At 43.1% G+C, this 16,589-nt stretch carries 14 protein-coding genes and 1 pseudogene; 12 read left to right on the top strand and 3 right to left on the bottom strand.

Annotation, left to right across the window (positions count from 1 at the left end; translation table 11 throughout):
- Window positions 1-54: 54 nt before the first annotated feature.
- The 4 genes from LO777_RS05685 (at window position 55) to LO777_RS05670 (ending at window position 3,517) form a co-directional block, all read left to right on the top strand.
- Window positions 55-588 carry an LbetaH domain-containing protein gene (locus tag LO777_RS05685; RefSeq protein WP_228856571.1) on the top strand — a complete coding sequence of 178 codons (534 nt, stop codon included), beginning with the start codon at window positions 55-57 and terminating at the stop codon, window positions 586-588.
- 94 nt (window positions 589-682) lie between these two features.
- Entirely contained in the window at window positions 683-1,600 is a 918-nt protein-coding gene (locus LO777_RS05680; protein ID WP_228856570.1) for a glycosyltransferase family 2 protein, read from the top strand.
- Window positions 1,578-2,756 carry a nucleotidyltransferase domain-containing protein gene (locus LO777_RS05675; RefSeq protein WP_228856569.1) on the top strand — a complete coding sequence of 393 codons (1,179 nt, stop codon included), beginning with the start codon at window positions 1,578-1,580 and terminating at the stop codon, window positions 2,754-2,756. Before LO777_RS05680 ends, LO777_RS05675 begins: the two co-directional genes overlap by 23 nt.
- On the top strand, window positions 2,753-3,517 hold the full coding sequence (locus tag LO777_RS05670; RefSeq protein ID WP_228856568.1) for a glycosyltransferase family 2 protein: 765 nt from the start codon (window positions 2,753-2,755) through the stop codon (window positions 3,515-3,517). Before LO777_RS05675 ends, LO777_RS05670 begins: the two co-directional genes overlap by 4 nt.
- A 55-nt stretch (window positions 3,518-3,572) precedes the next feature.
- On the opposite strand, the gene LO777_RS05665 is transcribed toward LO777_RS05670, so the two are convergent.
- Window positions 3,573-4,319 carry a fibro-slime domain-containing protein gene (locus LO777_RS05665; RefSeq protein WP_228856567.1) on the bottom strand — a complete coding sequence of 249 codons (747 nt, stop codon included), beginning with the start codon at window positions 4,317-4,319 and terminating at the stop codon, window positions 3,573-3,575.
- 638 nt (window positions 4,320-4,957) lie between these two features.
- Here LO777_RS05665 and LO777_RS05660 point away from each other — a divergent pair.
- Window positions 4,958-5,884 carry a glycosyltransferase family 2 protein gene (locus LO777_RS05660; RefSeq protein WP_228856566.1) on the top strand — a complete coding sequence of 309 codons (927 nt, stop codon included), beginning with the start codon at window positions 4,958-4,960 and terminating at the stop codon, window positions 5,882-5,884.
- Window positions 5,885-5,985: 101 nt separating this feature from the next.
- Here the strand turns inward: LO777_RS05660 and leuA are convergent.
- Window positions 5,986-7,664, bottom strand: a pseudogene (gene leuA / locus LO777_RS20950) (2-isopropylmalate synthase).
- A 476-nt stretch (window positions 7,665-8,140) separates the two neighbouring features.
- On the opposite strand from leuA, the gene ilvB reads away from it, so the two are divergent.
- The 7 genes from ilvB to LO777_RS05615 all read left to right on the top strand — a co-directional run bounded on the left by ilvB (window position 8,141) and on the right by LO777_RS05615 (window position 13,709).
- On the top strand, window positions 8,141-9,841 hold the full coding sequence (ilvB, locus tag LO777_RS05645; RefSeq protein ID WP_228856563.1) for a biosynthetic-type acetolactate synthase large subunit: 1,701 nt from the start codon (window positions 8,141-8,143) through the stop codon (window positions 9,839-9,841).
- A 43-nt stretch (window positions 9,842-9,884) separates the two neighbouring features.
- Entirely contained in the window at window positions 9,885-10,370 is a 486-nt protein-coding gene (gene ilvN / locus LO777_RS05640) for an acetolactate synthase small subunit (protein WP_228856562.1), read from the top strand.
- A 17-nt stretch (window positions 10,371-10,387) separates the two neighbouring features.
- On the top strand, window positions 10,388-11,035 hold the full coding sequence (locus LO777_RS05635; RefSeq protein WP_228856561.1) for a phosphatidylserine decarboxylase family protein: 648 nt from the start codon (window positions 10,388-10,390) through the stop codon (window positions 11,033-11,035).
- Between the two features lie 98 nt (window positions 11,036-11,133).
- Window positions 11,134-11,736: a 16S rRNA (guanine(966)-N(2))-methyltransferase RsmD gene (gene rsmD / locus LO777_RS05630; RefSeq protein ID WP_228856560.1), complete on the top strand. Its 603-nt coding sequence runs from the start codon at window positions 11,134-11,136 to the stop codon at window positions 11,734-11,736.
- A 76-nt stretch (window positions 11,737-11,812) separates the two neighbouring features.
- Window positions 11,813-12,322 carry a pantetheine-phosphate adenylyltransferase gene (coaD, locus tag LO777_RS05625; RefSeq protein ID WP_228856559.1) on the top strand — a complete coding sequence of 170 codons (510 nt, stop codon included), beginning with the start codon at window positions 11,813-11,815 and terminating at the stop codon, window positions 12,320-12,322.
- 23 nt (window positions 12,323-12,345) lie between these two features.
- Window positions 12,346-12,744: a QcrA and Rieske domain-containing protein gene (locus LO777_RS05620; protein ID WP_228856558.1), complete on the top strand. Its 399-nt coding sequence runs from the start codon at window positions 12,346-12,348 to the stop codon at window positions 12,742-12,744.
- 83 nt (window positions 12,745-12,827) lie between these two features.
- Window positions 12,828-13,709 carry a cytochrome b N-terminal domain-containing protein gene (locus tag LO777_RS05615; protein WP_228856557.1) on the top strand — a complete coding sequence of 294 codons (882 nt, stop codon included), beginning with the start codon at window positions 12,828-12,830 and terminating at the stop codon, window positions 13,707-13,709.
- Between the two features lie 109 nt (window positions 13,710-13,818).
- Here the strand turns inward: LO777_RS05615 and LO777_RS05610 are convergent, their stop codons facing one another.
- A complete protein-coding gene (locus LO777_RS05610) occupies window positions 13,819-16,578 on the bottom strand; it encodes a hypothetical protein (RefSeq protein ID WP_228856556.1) in 2,760 nt (919 codons plus the stop codon).
- Window positions 16,579-16,589: the final 11 nt, after the last annotated feature.

The raw sequence follows: 16,589 nt of genomic DNA, 5'->3' as shown, positions 1-16,589 counted from the left end.
TTGAATATTAATAATAAAAATAGAAATATGCCTGGTCGTTCACTACAAATACAGGTGAACCGTTCATCCCGAAAATACAGCAGAAAAGAACTTGCGGCAAGACAGTTATGGAGTCTTGTTCGTCCTCTTTTTCTGTTCAGTCCCCGTCCTTGTTTTGCCTGGAGACGGTTCCTTCTTCGATTATTCGGTGCCCGTATCGGGTATAAGGTTAATATCTATAATTCTGCCATGATATTCATGCCATGGAACCTGGAGATAGATGACTGGTCAAGCATAGGTGAACATGCCTTTATTTATAACCTGGGAAAAATCACCATAGGCTGCAATACAACTATTTCCCACCGCAGTCACCTGTGTGCAGGAACTCATGATTACACACACCGGGCTTTACCGTTGCTCAAACTGCCAATAAAAATTCAGGACAATGCCTGGATATGTGCTGATGTTTTTATTGGACCGGGTGTTACCGTTCAGGAGGGTGCTGTTGTCGGAGCCGGAGCTGTAGTCGTTGAAGACGTTGAACCATGGACTGTTGTTGCCGGCAACCCGGCAAAAGCTGTCAAGAAAAGAGTGCTTCATGACAGTTAACCTGCCGGTTTGCGTTATCCTGATCAATAATAAAAATTTCTTGTATCCATAAACAGTTATCGAACAATTCTCTTCATTTTCTATTCAACACGTTATGAAAGCACCAAAATTGACTGCAATAATTTTGACATACAACGAGGAACAGCATTTACCACGGTGCCTTGCAAGTCTTGATGGTGTAGTTGATTCGATCCTGGTTGTGGATTGTTTTTCCACAGATAAAACTGTTTTTCTCGCTGAAAACAATGGTGCAAAAGTCATACAGCATTCCTGGACCAATCAATCAACCCAGTTTAACTGGGCCTTAAGTCAAACAGAAACAACAGAGTGGATACTTCGTTTAGATGCGGATGAATATCTGACACCGGAATTACAATCTGAAATAAGGGGAAAACTCTCCTCCATGGGCAATGATATAGAAGGTATTTTCTGTGGACGTCAAATGATTTTTCAGGGACGATTAATAAAGCATGGAGGCCTTTTCCCTATCCGTGTACTGCGACTGTTCAGGTATGGAAAAGGACAGTGTGAAAAACGTTGGATGGATGAACATATCAAGGTCCCCGGCCCTACAGCTGACTTCAAGGGAAATATCATTGACCACAATCTCAACTCACTCAGCTGGTGGATTGACAAGCATAACCATTATGCCAGCCGGGAAGCTGTTGATCTATTAAATCTCAGGTATAAGTTTATGCCCCACGACTCCATCGCAACTTTTTCCCTCCGCCCCGGTTCCGGCTCAAAACGGTGGATAAAAGAAAACATCTATGCAAACCTTCCCAATGGATTTCGAGCTTTTGCCTATTTTTTTTACCGATATATTATTCGGTGTGGTTTTCTTGACGGTCAGGAAGGAATGACCTTTCATTTCCTCCAGGGGTTCTGGTACCGATTCCTTGTTGATGCTAAAATAGCAGAAGTTGAACAATATATGAAAAAAACAGGATGCAGTGCCACCCGGGCAATAAAGGAAATACTTTTTATAAATGTACAGCCAACATCCACTTGACAGGGAAAGCGAACTGCTTCTCAACTGTGTAACGTTTCACGCCGGAAAAAATGACACTCTGAATTTAACCCCGGAGTCATATTCTCAACTGAACTGGTCCAAACTTGTTGAACTGGCCACTTTCCATAAAATTGTTCCTCTTCTTTATATTACACTCAACAGCTTTTCGAGAGACTGCGTTCCAAAGAGCTTTCTGGATTCACTCAAGGAACAATGCCACCAAATCGGTGCCTATAACCTCTTTCTTTCAGGAACCCTGATATCAATCCTGAGCACATTCAATGATGAAGGTATCAGGGCCATCCCCTTTAAAGGGCCGGTACTGACAGAGATGATCTATGGGAATCTCAGCCTGCGTTCATTCAATGATCTTGATATTCTTGTTTCCCGCAACTCCCTTGCAAAGGCCATTGATCTCCTTTTTCAACAGGGTTTCTCTCCGGATATAGATTTAAATGCAAAACAGTTGATTAAACTGGCAGATAAGGGCCATCACGCTACAATGATAAGGGGGAATGTCATTATTGAATTGCACTGGGAGCTCACCGGCAGATATTTCTCAAGACCGATTACCCTGGAAACCCTTGAACCAAGAATTACCCAGACAACATTTTCGGGCTGCAAAGTACATTCTCTCAGTCCGGAGGATCTCCTGATATACCTCTGCATACATGGATGCCGGCATCACTGGCATCAACTTGATGCAATATGTTGTGTTGCCAAACTTATCCACGTAAGACCGGATCTTGACTGGAAACTCATCATGCACCTTTGTGATCGACAGGGTTCTTCCAGAATGGTTGCATTGGGTCTTCTTCTTTCCAACAAAATAGCAGGAGTAAAACTCCCGGAGGACGCCCTTGAAATCACCAATAACTATTCGCAATTACAAAAATTGTACCCAATAATCCTGGAAAGATTATTTCCTTCCCGGAGTCATGAAAACATCAAATTCGGTTTTTTCCAGTATGTCGGATTCCATCACGAAGTCATGAGCAATCATTTAGACTGGTTGAGATACTGCCTCAGACCACTTCTCAATCCAACCCACAGTGACTGGCTCTGGATACGTCTACCGGCGTCTCTTTCACTCATTTATTATTTATTCCGGCCAGTACGACTTTTGATAAAATATTTGCGCAGGAAAAGCTCATGACCCGATTAATGCCGACTATTTCCATAATAACCCCCGTATTCAATGGTGCCGCCACCATCCTTGACTGCCTGAAAAGTATAGACTCTCAGACATACTCACCTTTTGAGCATTTTATCATCAATGGTAATTCAACAGACACAACTCTTGCCCTGATAAACACCAGAAAACGTCCATACAGAACAGTTATAACTGAGCCTGACAGAGGACTTTACGATGCAATGAATAAAGGAATAAAAAAGGCAACAGGAGATATTGTCGGCATACTGAATGCGGATGATTTTTACCCTGCTGACGATATTCTCTCAACAGTGGCAAACGCCTTTAAAAATATTGAAATCGACAGCTGTTACGGTGACCTTCTCTATGTCGACAGTAAAGATACTGATAAGACGATAAGAAACTGGAAATCCGGGAAGTATGCCCGCCGCAAATTTTTTTCCGGCTGGATGGTTCCCCATCCCACCTTTTTTGTCAGGCGTTCCATTTACGAAGAACTGGGGTATTTCAACCTTGAACTGGGTTCCGCTGCCGATTATGAAATCATGATTCGATTCCTGGTCAAACACCGGATAACAACCACGTATCTGAATAAAATAATAGTTAAAATGAGAATTGGTGGTGCCAGCAACAAATCAATATCCGGCAGACTGAAGGCAAACAGAATGGACAGAAAAGCGTGGACGGTTAATGGTATCAAACCTTATCCATGGACTGTGTTCCTTAAACCAATACGAAAAATCGGCCAATGGGTCATCAAATAAAAAAGGCGAAAGATACATTCTTCCGCCTTTTTTATTTTCCGGAAATTATAATTCTCTATTTTGTTTTCTTGCGTCTCAGGCGAAGACCCGTCATGCCAACCAGCCCGGCACCAAACAGAATCATAGTTGCCGGTTCGGGAACCTCATTGTTGATATTGATTGAAGTATCAATTCTAAAATGTGACTCCGTTGTATGACGTTCCGCAAAAAAGAAATCAAAATCATAATCATTGCCAATCGTCAACCCGAGAGTATCAAGATCAACTGATCCGGTCAACATCGTATGCACTCCTCCCAGATCCATTACTAACTGATTGTCAATAAAGACCCAGACATCATCATCTCCTGAAAAGGTAAATGTCTCTCCACCCTGGTAAGTGAAATCGGAATGAATTTCATATGTAAAGAAAAAATTTTCCGGATCTTCCGGGGCAGTAAGCGGAAAAAAGGTCATATCCGAGAATGTATATACATTCGGATCCGGTGTGATTGAGTTATCTAAAGTAATTGTATACGACGAAGTTGTATTTACGCCGGGTACATCATTATACCACTGATTGAAGTTAGCAGCTCCAGTTGTCGTAAGCGTTCCGGCCCCACCTGCGTATACAGGTTTCCCGTCAACACCCAGCGTGTTTGCAACAATGCCGGGATCCACACCTATGACATATTGAAAATCAGGGTGAGATGATTCGAAATCCCGCAAAGTACCTGTCAGGTTAATTGTACTTGCATTGACAAAACTGCTGGCAGCCAATGTCACAACCCCCATGGAAAATACAGTTAACAGTATTTTTTTCATATCGACCTCCTGTAACTATGAATTTTTCATTTTCTTTTTTTATTGTGAAAATGAAGAAAAATTCTCTTGCATAATGGTATGCAATTTTCAAGCCAGAAAATTGCAACGAGGTCGTTTTCCCCTCAAACAAAACACCAGCAACCATTATTCCAGGATAACTTACTGATATTAAAAATATTAACTGTAATACTCACCCCAATTCGTTAAAATCAGTTATTCTCGGAATAATTTCATGACCTGACAAACATCAGTTGATTTTCCCTTAACATATCAAGCAGGTACCAAGGAAAACAAACACAGAGTAATTATATCACTTCCGTTTTTACCAAACATATTTAAAAAACTCGGAAAACTGCTCAAGTCTATTTTAGGCTTGTTTTTTTCAAATAGAGGAGAAAAATTCCGGAATTACAAACTTTAATCCGTAATTCAGGAAACCCTTACTATTTTCATCAATCCTAACTTCCTGTCTTTATAGACTCCACCGGCAGTATCCGCCAAAAAATGTTGATATTCAATCATTGATTTATCTGCTAAACTAATTGTTAAGAAAAACTTCTTTTGAAATATTTTTAAGCAGGACCACTCTAAAAATATCAATTTTATAACAGAAAGAACAGAGCCAACAACTGGATATTATGGATCAGAAAACAAGAGCTTCCTTTGTGGTTTCTACGTACAACAGGGCTTCAGACCTTGAACGCTGTATTGATTCCATCCTTGCTCAACAATGCCATTCACCCATAGAAATACTGATCATAGATGATGCTTCCACTGATCACACGGTTGAAATGATCAGGAAAAAGTACGATAACCGGGTGAAATTAATCTGCAGAGAAACAAATTGTGGCTCAATCAGAAACCGAAACTACGGCGCAAACCTTTCAGCCGGAGATATCGTTTTCATTGTTGACGATGACTCGGAACTTCCGGGAATTCACACTGTTGAGGAAGTTTTACAGCAATTTAATGATCAGCGTATTGGAGCTGTAGCTATTCCTTTTATTCAAGACGGCAACCTGATTAACGGACACCCCCAAGGCAAAAATGGCTCCGATATTTTCATTGCTGCCAGCTTTATAGGATGTGCCTGTGCAGTCAGAAGAGATACATTTCTCGGGTTAGGCGGGTTCGATGAATTTTTCTACCATCAGGTTGAAGAAGACGATTTCTGCATCCGATTACTGGAATCCGGAAAAATGTGTGCCATCGCTGCAGTCAGTGAGCCGATGAGACATTTCGAATCGCCTGCACGCAGTTTTGAGAAATGGGATTTCTACGGGCGTCGCAATTCGTTATTGTATATCTGGAAGAACTGCCCGACTGTTTACCTGCTTCCCAACCTGGCCATAAACACATTCCGGGGAATTCAACATACATTCAGAAAAAACAGATATTTATGGAACATAAAAGGGATGATTGATGGTTACAGGATCATTTGCAGAAGTTTTTTTAACTCAGATCAACTGAGATACCCTGTGCGAAAATCCGTATATAATATTGTTCGTCAAATGAGAAACAAAGGGCCATTGCCCCTTTCCTCTCTTGACCATTTATCAAAGTAAGGGATTCTGCCAGCACTCTATCCGGACAGGCAATAAATCCCTTCAGAGAAATGTGCTTCCCTGAAAGGATTTACTTTTTTTCACTGCCATAGTACCTGCAATTATTTGTTCCGCCTGTTCAAACTACTCAAAACAGCTTTTACCGAGGCAATAATTATATCTGTATCAACGCCCACACCCCATCGAACGGTTCCATCTGGATATTCTATCTTAATATAGGCTGCAGCTTTCGCACTGGAACCGCCATTCAAGGCATGTTCATGGTAATTTCGCAAACGGAAATCTCCTGTTATATCAGCCTTTAATGCGGAGCAGAAAGCATCCAGAGGGCCATTTCCTGAGGCAGATACAGTTCTCTCTTCATTTTGAACTGATAATATTGCCTCGATATTCGCAAAAGAATCATTCTCATTGGCCGCCACATGTCGTTTATGAACATGAAAAGATTGGATTGCATAGGGCCTGTCAGACGCAAGGTATTCTTTAGAAAAAACTTTGAATATCTCCTCGTGCAACAGTTCACGCCCTTCCCTGTCTGTGACTTTCTGAATAATGGCACCAAATTCGGGATGCATGCTCTTAGGCATTTTAAAACCGAATTCCTCCATGATATAAGCAACGCCACCTTTGCCGGACTGGCTGTTGATTCGTATGACTTCCTCGTAAGTTCTCCCCACGTCCCGGGGATCTATTGGCAGGTACGGCACCTCCCACAATTTCCCTTCCGACTCCCGGTGCCTGATCATACCTTTATTGATGGCGTCCTGGTGTGATCCTGAAAAGGCGGTATAGACAAGCTCACCGGCGTATGGATGTCTTGGGTGAACCTTCAGCCTGCACACTCTTTCATAAACATCTATGAGCCGGTTAATATCTCCGAAATTCAGTTCCGGATCAACCCCCTGATAAACATATTCAGGGCGAGGGTAATGATGTCCACATTCCCGGTACGTTCCCCGTTTCCAAACAGTGTCCCCTCCACCCTCTCTCCACCAGCCATCATAGCCAGTTCTGTTGCAGCCACTGCACATCCCCTGTCATTGTGGGCATGAAGGCTGATAATCACGGAATCCCGGTCAGATACAGTGTTACAAAACCATTCAATCTGATCAGCATATACGTTTGGAGAAGTCATTTCCACCGTTGCCGGCAGGTTAATGATCATTTTATTCTGTGGATCAGGCTGCAGTACATCTTTCACAGCTTCACATATTTCAAGGGCAAAATCCAGTTCAGTCCCGGTGAAGCTCTCGGGTGAATATTCATATCTGAATTTTGTTTCCGGATAAGCGGAAGCTTCATTTTTCACTGTCTCCGCTCCCTTTATCGCCAGATCAATAATTTCTTTTCGATTCATATTAAAAACGATTCGTCGCTGCAGGGTGGAAGTTGAATTATACAGATGCATAATTACTTCCCGCGCTCCCCTGATAGACTCAAACGTTTTCTTAATCTGCGATTCTTTAGCCTGGGTCAGGACCTGAATAACAACATCCTCTGGAATAAGATTATCCTCTATCAGGGTTCGAATGAAATGATACTCAACCTCCGACGCCGCCGGAAACCCAACCTCAATTTCTTTAAAACCAATTTCAACCAGAAGCCGGAACATTTCCATTTTCTTTTCATGACTCATGGGATGAATGAGTGCCTGATTACCATCCCTCAAGTCCACACTGCACCAGGTGGGTGGTTTTTCAATGGTTTTTTCCGGCCAGGTACGACCAGGCAGACTTACCAGTGGTTGGGGACTGTATTTCTTTACGGCTTCCGGATTCATTTGTTCTCCTTTCTCGATTCCTTGATCAATAGGACAAAAAAAAAGGCCGCGGTTTTATCAACCGCGGCCTTAAAGGGATATATAGCAGAATAAATTAGACTACAACTCTCCCGTGTTCGCCACGGCTTCACAAAATAAAAGCCAGGATAGTAGAGAGAGTAGAGTTTTTTTCATTACAACCACACTGAATTTGTATATTATACTTAAATATCGTCTGATTTTTGAAAATACACCATAAACTGTTCTTGTCAAGTAGCTTTTTTTGAACCCGCCCACTCCATCATGATTTTTAAGTTCATGGTATCCGCAGGAATTCCTGACAAGAGGCTTTGTATATTGACATTCATTCTATTCAAAGATATATTTTTTGAGCGTTTTTGATAAAGAGTGTTAATCTTCACAATAAATCATTGAAGTGCATTCCATCGTTTTTCACTTGAATCACGATTTCAAATCTTTCAAAAAGGAATAAATTAATGGGGAAAATTACCGGATCCCAGGCAATTGTCAGATGCCTTGAAGACGAAGGTGTAAAAACAATATTCGGATATCCGGGTGGTGCCGTCATTGATCTTTTTGATGCATTGATGGATTCCAACCTGGTAAATGTCCTTGTTCGTCATGAGCAGGGTGCAGTCCATGCGGCTGATGCTCTTGCCCGGGTCAGCGGCGAAGTCGGAGTAGCCATTCTCACTTCCGGCCCCGGTGCCACCAATGGAGTAACCGGAATTGCAACGGCATATATGGATTCGATTCCCCTGGTCGTTCTCACCGGACAGGTCCCCAGACCGCTCATAGGTAACGATGCCTTTCAGGAAGTTGATATTGTTGGCATTACCCGTCCCTGCACAAAACATAACTATCTGGTTTCCAGGCATGAAGACTTGATCCCCACGATCAGGGAAGCTTTTCATATCGCCAGAACCGGACGTCCCGGCCCTGTTCTCGTTGATTTGCCCAAGGATCTCGTAGGGTGCACTATAGATTACCCGGAGAAAAAACCAATCCGGATACAGAGCTACCAGCCAACATATGAACCGCACAGCAGGCAGATTGCCAAAGCTGCCAAACTTATTCTCAAAGCTGAAAAACCCGTTCTTTATGTCGGTGGAGGTGTCATTCTCTCTGACGCCAACAAAGAACTGACAGAACTTGCAACAAGACTTAATATCCCTGTCACCATGACACTGATGGGCCTGGGCGCCTTTCCAGGTACCCATGACCTTTCCCTTGGGATGCTTGGCATGCATGGAGGGTATACAGCCAACATGGCTGTTGCCGAGTGTGATCTCCTTATCGCGGTCGGAGCCAGATTTGACGACCGGGTAACCGGCAAACTTGAAGATTTTGCCACCAATGCAAAAATCATCCATATCGATATCGATCCCACCTCCATCAGTAAAAATGTTCGGGTCGACATCCCCATAGTCGCTGACTGCAGACATGCCCTGACGGCCCTGAATACCTGGTTTGAAAATAATACCAGTTTTAAAGCGACTGAAAGAGGGGATCTTCATACTCCCTGGATTGAGCTCCTCAATAAGTGGACAAAACAGCATCCGGTCACCTACAGAGACAATGGTACAATCATCAAACCGCAGTACGTCATTGAAAAACTGGATGAACTCACCGGTGGCAATGCAATAATAACGACCGAAGTAGGCCAGAACCAGATGTGGGCTGCTCAGTTTTATAAATTCAATTATCCGCGTCACTTTGTTACATCCGGTGGTCTTGGCACCATGGGATTCGGTCTTCCGGCAGCTATCGGCGCCCAGATGGCTTTTCCCGAAAAAACGGTTATTGACATTGCCGGAGACGGTTCCATCCAGATGAACATCCAGGAACTGGCAACAGCCAGGCAATACAACTGCCCTGTTAAAATCGCAATTCTCAATAACAGCTACCTGGGAATGGTTAGGCAGTGGCAGGAGCTTTTCTATAACAAGAGATACGCATCGACTGTCATGGATATCACACCGGACTTTGTTGAGCTGGCAAAAGCTTTTGGCGCCGTCGGCTTAAGAGCCCTCACAAAAGATGAAGTTGTACCGGTCATTGAAGAGGCTCTGGCTACTGATAACACAGTGATAATGGATTTCAAGATAGAGAAGGAAGAAGGAGTCTATCCGATGGTTCCTGCCGGAAAACCTAATACGGAAATGCTGCTCGTTTAAATACCGCTCCATCAAACATATACAACCTGACAAGGCTAGCCATATGAAACATACGATTTCTGTTCTTCTCCAAAACAAACCGGGCGTTCTTTCCAGGGTTACAGGATTATTCAGTGGCCGGGGGTTCAATATCGAGAGTTTATGCGTTGCCGCAACCCTGGATCCCGAAATTTCCTGCCTGACCGTTATATCAAAAGGCGACGATGCCATAATTGAACAGATAACCAAGCAGTTACACAAGTTGATTGATGTCATCAAGGTCACAGATATCAGTGAACAGGAGTATGTGGAACGTGAAATGGTTTTGATTCGGGTCAAGGCAGAAAATCATACAAGGGCTGAAGTTCTAAGAATCATAGATATTTTCCGAGGAAAAGTGATTGATGTCAGCGCCAGGAGTTATGCCATAGAATTGACCGGAACCGCATCCAAAATACAGGCAGTAATAGACATACTGCGACCGATCGGTATCAAAGAAATCGTGCGAACCGGTGTCATCGCAATGGCCCGTGCAAGCAAACACAAATAAACTTCCATTCTACCATTATGCTTAGTCCTCAAATTCCTGTTGCCAGGGAAGGATATCCTTTTATTGGCATGGCGGCGTTTTGTACTCTTATTTCGGCAGTACTGGGATTCACGGTTGTCACCCTGGTTCTTCTCCTCATCTCGCTCTTTGTCCTCAGTTTTTTCAGAGATCCGGAAAGATTCATTCCCCATAATGAAAATGCATTGATTTCCCCTGCTGACGGAAAAATTATTCTTATTGACAGAATCAAGGACGAAATTTTCATCCATGATGAAGTTTTCAAGATTTCAATTTTCATGAATGTATTTAATGTCCATGTTAACCGCATTCCGTTTTCCGGTACAGTGGAGCAGATAATCTATAGACCTGGAAAATTTTATTCGGCCGACAGTGAAAAAAGTGCCCTGCAGAATGAATATTGTGCTACCGTGATTTCAACAGAGAAACAGAAAAAAATTGCCTGTGTCCAGGTTGCTGGTCTGATTGCCAGAAGGATTATCTGCTGGCTTGAGCCCGGGGATGAAGCGATAAGAGGCAAGAGGTTTGGCCTTATACGATTTGGATCAAGAGTTGATCTCTATCTGCCGGTTGAAACAGATATTCTTGTGGAAGTAGGACAAAAAGTTCGTGCCGGAGAAACAGTTCTCGGGCAACTCAAAAGTTAGCACGGATTTCTCTTCAGGAAAGTGAGGATTTCTAACCTGTTCATTGCAGGATCCGGGTGCCATGTAATCAGATTTCTCTTTGACTTCATCAAATTACATTGAGAATTATCAGTGGGACAGTAAAAGGCCGGAAACTGATTGCTCCGCCGGCTCGACAGGGTAAAACCATTCGGCCGACCTCCGATCGGGCCAGGGAAGCCCTCTTCAGCATTATAGGCCAGCGGATCATTCATTCTGACATGCTAGACCTCTATGCAGGAACTGGCGCTGTTGGGCTTGAAGCGTTCAGCAGGGGCGCAAATAACGTCTTTTTTGTCGAAAAAAACAAGATTGCGCTTCAAATTTTACAGCGGAATATTTCCCTCTGCCTCGGAAATAGAAAAAATGTTTCCACAATTAAAGTCATTCGTCATGACCTTACCCACAGCCTGCCAACCGGAAAATTATCTTCCCTGCACCCCCGTGGATTTGACATAATTTTCTCGGACCCACCTTATTCCAGCAATTATTCATTAAAATCACTGCTTATGCTTGACAAAAGCAATCTATTATCAAACAATGGTCTCCTTATCATTGAAGAACGATGCAATGTAAGTCTACCGACAGAGCTTTCGTTTCTCAGGTTGTTTGACCGACGTGTCTACGGTGAAGCCTCATTCTGGTTTTATAAACCCAACCTTATGCAGTCAGAAAAAATTTAGAAAAAATAAACACCTGTGATCGTATACTCAAAAACCGATCAGATATCGGCAGAAATTTAATCCAGGGAAGCAATTTATGAGTACTCATATTAAAACAGAACAGGCTATCGCAGTTTATCCCGGAACCTTTGATCCAATTACCATGGGTCATGTCAATATAATTGAAAGGGCACTGAATCTTTTCAGTAAGGTTATTGTCGCAGTTGGTATAAACCCTGCCAAAAGTCCTCTTTTTTCAGTTGAAGAAAGAGTAAAAATGATTGAGCAGACATTTAAAGATTTCTCCCGGGTCGAAGTACATTCCGTATCAGGCTTGCTGGTTGACTTTGCTCATCAGCAGAAAGCAAAAGCCATAGTTCGAGGTCTGCGTGCCGTATCAGATTTTGATTATGAATTTCAGCTTGCACTGATGAACAGAAAACTGCAGCGGGAAGTCGATTCGGTATTCCTTATGCCGAATTTCAGATGGATTTTCATCAGTTCATCAATTATCAAGGATGCCGCAAGAAACGGCGGGGATGTCAGTGATATGGTTCCTTTTCACGTCAATGAAATGCTGATTGATAAGTTTTCAGAGAAACAGTAATCTTTTCTATCTAACCTGTATTCGTGGGCATTAAATTCCAGAAAAAAAGGAGAAATATTATTCTCCAGTTGCTGTCAACAGCACTTCTCTATCCCATATTGAAATTTGCAGGTTACACTGTCCCCAAAAAACCGAATTACGTAAAGATCGGTACCCCTCTCCCGGCAGATGGTGTTCTCGTGACCAGAGATTTCATTCTTTTTGATAAAGATGGCTCCTGTTGGGCTCTGTCAAGGAAATGTACACACCTTGGCTGCAGACTCCACTATAAGGATGCGGAAGACATCCTGGAATGCCCCTGCCACCAGAGTCGTTTTTACGCTAGAACAGGGGCTGTCCTCCACGGACCTGCCCGAAAACCGCTCAAACAGTTTCCGGTTGAAAAAAGAGAAAACAGTCCATATTACATAGTTACAACCTGACCGACACAGCTGGATAATATAACTCGGCAGTTTATGCTCCCGGGATAATCAATGAAAATCCGACTGCGGCATAACAACCTTTGATGACGGGATTTCCTGATAAACTGGACAGAGAAAAAATGGGCATTATCCAACAACTACTGCTTTTCCTGGAAAACTGCAAATGGGGCAGCTGGGCGCTGGTCTGTCTCTATGTTTCCCTTTTTTCGGGTATTATTGTCGGGATACAATATCAACCTTCAACACCGTATTATTCTTCGGTTTCGATTGAATTAATCGTTCCGTTCGGAGGTTATTTCCGATCTCTGCATTTTTATTCAAGCCAGTTTTTCTTTCTGTTCTCCTGCTGTCATTTTATGTTCACCTATACAAAAACTGACAAATATACACGAAAAGACTGGCTGTTTGTTGCATCCTCCCTGCCCGTCACACTCCTGCTGCTTTTCACAGGTTATATTTTAAGGGATGACACTACAGGCTCATCCGCAGGTTTCATTGCTGAAAATATTATTCAATCCATACCCTTTGCCGGGCACGCACTGAATGATCTCCTCTTTTCCATCTCATCCCATGGGATGAGAAATGTTTATCTTCACCATATCATTTCCTTCGACCTCCTCCTTCTTGTACTTCTCTGGAACCATCTGCGGAGATATAAGACTACAGCCTCAGGACATCCTCTGCTTCTCATTTTCATGTTCATTCTTCCCGTTTACCTGGCAGCACCACTTGAGCCGGAACTACCGGGAATTGAATATATTACCGGTCCATGGTTCTTCCTCGGCCTCCAGGAGCTCCTCCGCTATTTTCCTCCGCTGTTCGCTGGAGTTATAGTCCCAGCCCTTTTCCTTTTCCTGTTTTTCTCGCTTTCCCGGGACAATAATTATCGAAGACAGGCTGTTTATCTTTTTTTTGCTGGGCTTTTCCTTTATACCCTCCTTTCCACCATAGCCTTTTTACGATAAACAAGTCTGGCCAACCTGTATTTCTCAAACAAAAAAACGCTACACCATCACTACTGGTGCAGCGTTTTTTTGTTTGCTTTACTCCCCAGCCAGACCGGAGATATTTCCGCTATTCTTTTTTCAATTCCTTCTTAAGAGAAGCAATTTCCTCCTGAAGTGTCTTTCTCAAACTGACAATTTCCTCATGGATATCTGTCGTTACTATAGTCACTTCATCTCGCAGGCCTTCTGTCTCTTCTTTTTCCTGCACATCTTCACTTCCGTTTTCATCAGGAGAGATTGTGTTCCCGGCGGCAGGTGAGACCATGGCAGTAATAATCTCCTGCTGCCAGCCAAGAACCTTTGCAGTCTCCCTGAGAAGCATCTCCTGAGCCTCTTCCGCAGTTTTATCAGATAGAGTCCTCAACGCATCGTAATTGTCTTTGAGTAAAGCAAAAGATTCATGACTGGACTCCAGGCGAAATTGGTCAACGTGCTGTGTAACAGTCGATAACAGCTGTAAAAATGTTTTCTCAAGAGTCCTGTCGGCCCACAGCTGTCTTAAATGATTTATTTCAGCAAATATCCCCTGTATAACCTTCCCATCCAGCTCCAGTTCAATAGAACTGAGACAGGCGCCCAGAGACGCCAAGGGGTTTTCATCTACAGAGTCGCCTGGAATTTCTATTCCTTCCGACTCTTCCGATGATGCAGCAGGCAAGAGGTCATCGTCCTGTTGAACATCTTCTTCCGCAAGTTCAAAGACAACTTCTTCCTCATCCTCTTCAGGCTCATCCTCTTTTCCAGCTTCATCTACAACAGATTCAGGTTCATCCTCAGGTAATGAAAAGAGCAGATCATCGTCTGTTGCTTCCTCGACTCCCTCATCCATCCCAAAGAAAGAATCAAGATTCTGGTCCAGCGTGGTTGAAAAAGTATCATCACCAACATCATCCAACTCTTCTGACAACAGAGCAGGGTCAATATCATCCGCAACATCTTTAAAAAGCTCTTCATCCCCGGCATCAACAGGTTCTGCCGCCTCTCTTTCATCAACAGCCAAACCTTCAACGGGAATTTCTTCCGGAACTGGAGCAAGATCAAGATCATTTTCTTCCGGTAATGATTCCTGAAACCACTCTACAGGTTCCGGTTCCTCCGGTTCAGCCGGGGATTCAATGACAAGGGACTCATCATCTACCGGCTCTGGCAATTCTTCTACAAGATCAAGTTGTTCCGAATCTTCAAGTTCCTGACCACTGACATCATCAGCTATCGGTTCATCATCTATTTCCAGAGGCTCCTCAAACAATTGATCAGAAAAACCTATATCAGTCTCCTCTTTCTGCTCACCAGAATCTGTTTCAGCCGTAAAGCCAAAAGGAACTGTTTCAGCCGCCTCATCCTCCACAAAAAAATCATTGAGAGTTTCTTCCAGCTTTTCTTCAACATCCTGATGCTGTATTGGACCCTCCAATGAATCAACACTGAAAAGAGATTCCTCATCACTGTCAGTCAACGCAGGAGCCAACTCGCCTGATGCTTCAATCGGCAATGGTTCCTCACCGGAATCATCATCTGCCTCGGTTTCAACATCCACACCCTGCAACGCCAACTCTTTCTCTTCAACTAACGGTACAGGATCTTCCTCTGAATCTTCAAACAAATCAGCATCGGGTTCATCCTTAAAAAGAGTCTGTTCTCCTACTTCAAGCTCAACGGCCTGCTCGGGTTCTTGCTTATCATCCTCTTCAACATCAACACCTTGCAACGCTTCAGTTAAATCAGCCGCTGCCAGCAGCTCATCACTCTCTTCTTCCGGTGCATCGCCAAAGAACTGATCGATATGGGATGACACATCCAGAGGACTTTTCAGACCAAGCTCCTGAGCTTCAGCCTCTTCCTGGAAACCAATGGATTCTTCATCATCAAAATCAGCAAGTGCGGGCTGAATTTCACTGGAATCACCAACCACTTCCTGACCGGCGTCCTCTTCCCGCTTCTTTAAAGATTCCTCAGAAATTGTTGTGCCAAGAAGTTCTTTAAATGCGTTAAATTTTTCCACTGCATGGAAGAGAACTTCCTTTTCTTCTTCAAATGTCATTGAGGTTGTAACAATCTTCTCAAGGCTTTCAAAAAAGAGATGCAATAATGAAAAAGCATCTGCATGGGCATTGCTCTTCTTTACCTTTATGTAGGCTCCAAGGGTTCCAATGCCCTGCAACAAAATAAGCTTAGGCCTTTCCTCTGCAAATTTTGTTTCAAGCTTGACAACCTCTTCCCGAAGCTTTTTTAAATCCTCTTCGGTGATCTCCCAGTCAATGCCCAGAACAGCGGCTTTCAAATTTAACAGTTCATCGCTGTCGACCTGGACATCACCCGAAGATTCGGGGACTTTTTCTACTTCATTGGTTTTACCGGATCTTTTATCGTATCGAACAATCTGCTGTTTAAAATATTCAAACTTCTTAACATCTTCTAAAAGAAGATCTTTTTTCTCCTGCTCAGAGAGTTCCCCAGATGAAACAATTTTTTCAAGATTATAATAAAACGTTAAAAGTAATTTTATCGCATTTGGATGAGCTTCGGCTTTTTGCTGGTAAATATATTTGCTGATTTTCTCGAGGGCCTGAATATACACAAGATTAATTTTTTCATCAGCCCATATGTCCCTGAGGTCAACAAGCTCCTCATTAAACTGCATCAGGACCTCATCAGTAATTTCCCAATCAATCGATAAAATCAGGCTTTTCAACCTGCTGATAGGTGACTCCTCCTGGGTTGAGAATTCAAAAAGATCAACGGTATCCGGTTGATATCTCTCTTCATAGTCATCTAACCCGATTGTCAAATCATCATCGTATTGATTTTCATTATACTGTTCAACCACAGCCTTTCTCT

The sequence above is a fragment of the Desulfomarina profundi genome, from assembly GCF_019703855.1.
GTDB classification, from domain to species: domain Bacteria; phylum Desulfobacterota; class Desulfobulbia; order Desulfobulbales; family Desulfocapsaceae; genus Desulfomarina; species Desulfomarina profundi.
This window is presented reverse-complemented; position numbering and strand designations above follow the sequence as displayed.

Excerpts from the sequence above, each read along its gene's own strand:
- LO777_RS05675 (WP_228856569.1), top strand. The coding sequence starts at position 1,578 with ATGTACAGCCAACATCCACTTGACAGGGAAAGCGAACTGCTTCTCAAC.
- ilvB (WP_228856563.1), top strand. The coding sequence starts at position 8,141 with ATGGGGAAAATTACCGGATCCCAGGCAATTGTCAGATGCCTTGAAGAC.
- LO777_RS05680 (WP_228856570.1), top strand. The coding sequence starts at position 683 with ATGAAAGCACCAAAATTGACTGCAATAATTTTGACATACAACGAGGAA.
- LO777_RS05670 (WP_228856568.1), top strand. The coding sequence starts at position 2,753 with ATGACCCGATTAATGCCGACTATTTCCATAATAACCCCCGTATTCAAT.
- coaD (WP_228856559.1), top strand. The coding sequence starts at position 11,813 with ATGAGTACTCATATTAAAACAGAACAGGCTATCGCAGTTTATCCCGGA.
- ilvN (WP_228856562.1), top strand. The coding sequence starts at position 9,885 with ATGAAACATACGATTTCTGTTCTTCTCCAAAACAAACCGGGCGTTCTT.
- LO777_RS05635 (WP_228856561.1), top strand. The coding sequence starts at position 10,388 with ATGCTTAGTCCTCAAATTCCTGTTGCCAGGGAAGGATATCCTTTTATT.
- LO777_RS05660 (WP_228856566.1), top strand. The coding sequence starts at position 4,958 with ATGGATCAGAAAACAAGAGCTTCCTTTGTGGTTTCTACGTACAACAGG.
- LO777_RS05665 (WP_228856567.1), bottom strand. The coding sequence starts at position 4,319 with ATGAAAAAAATACTGTTAACTGTATTTTCCATGGGGGTTGTGACATTG.
- LO777_RS05615 (WP_228856557.1), top strand. The coding sequence starts at position 12,828 with ATGACGGGATTTCCTGATAAACTGGACAGAGAAAAAATGGGCATTATC.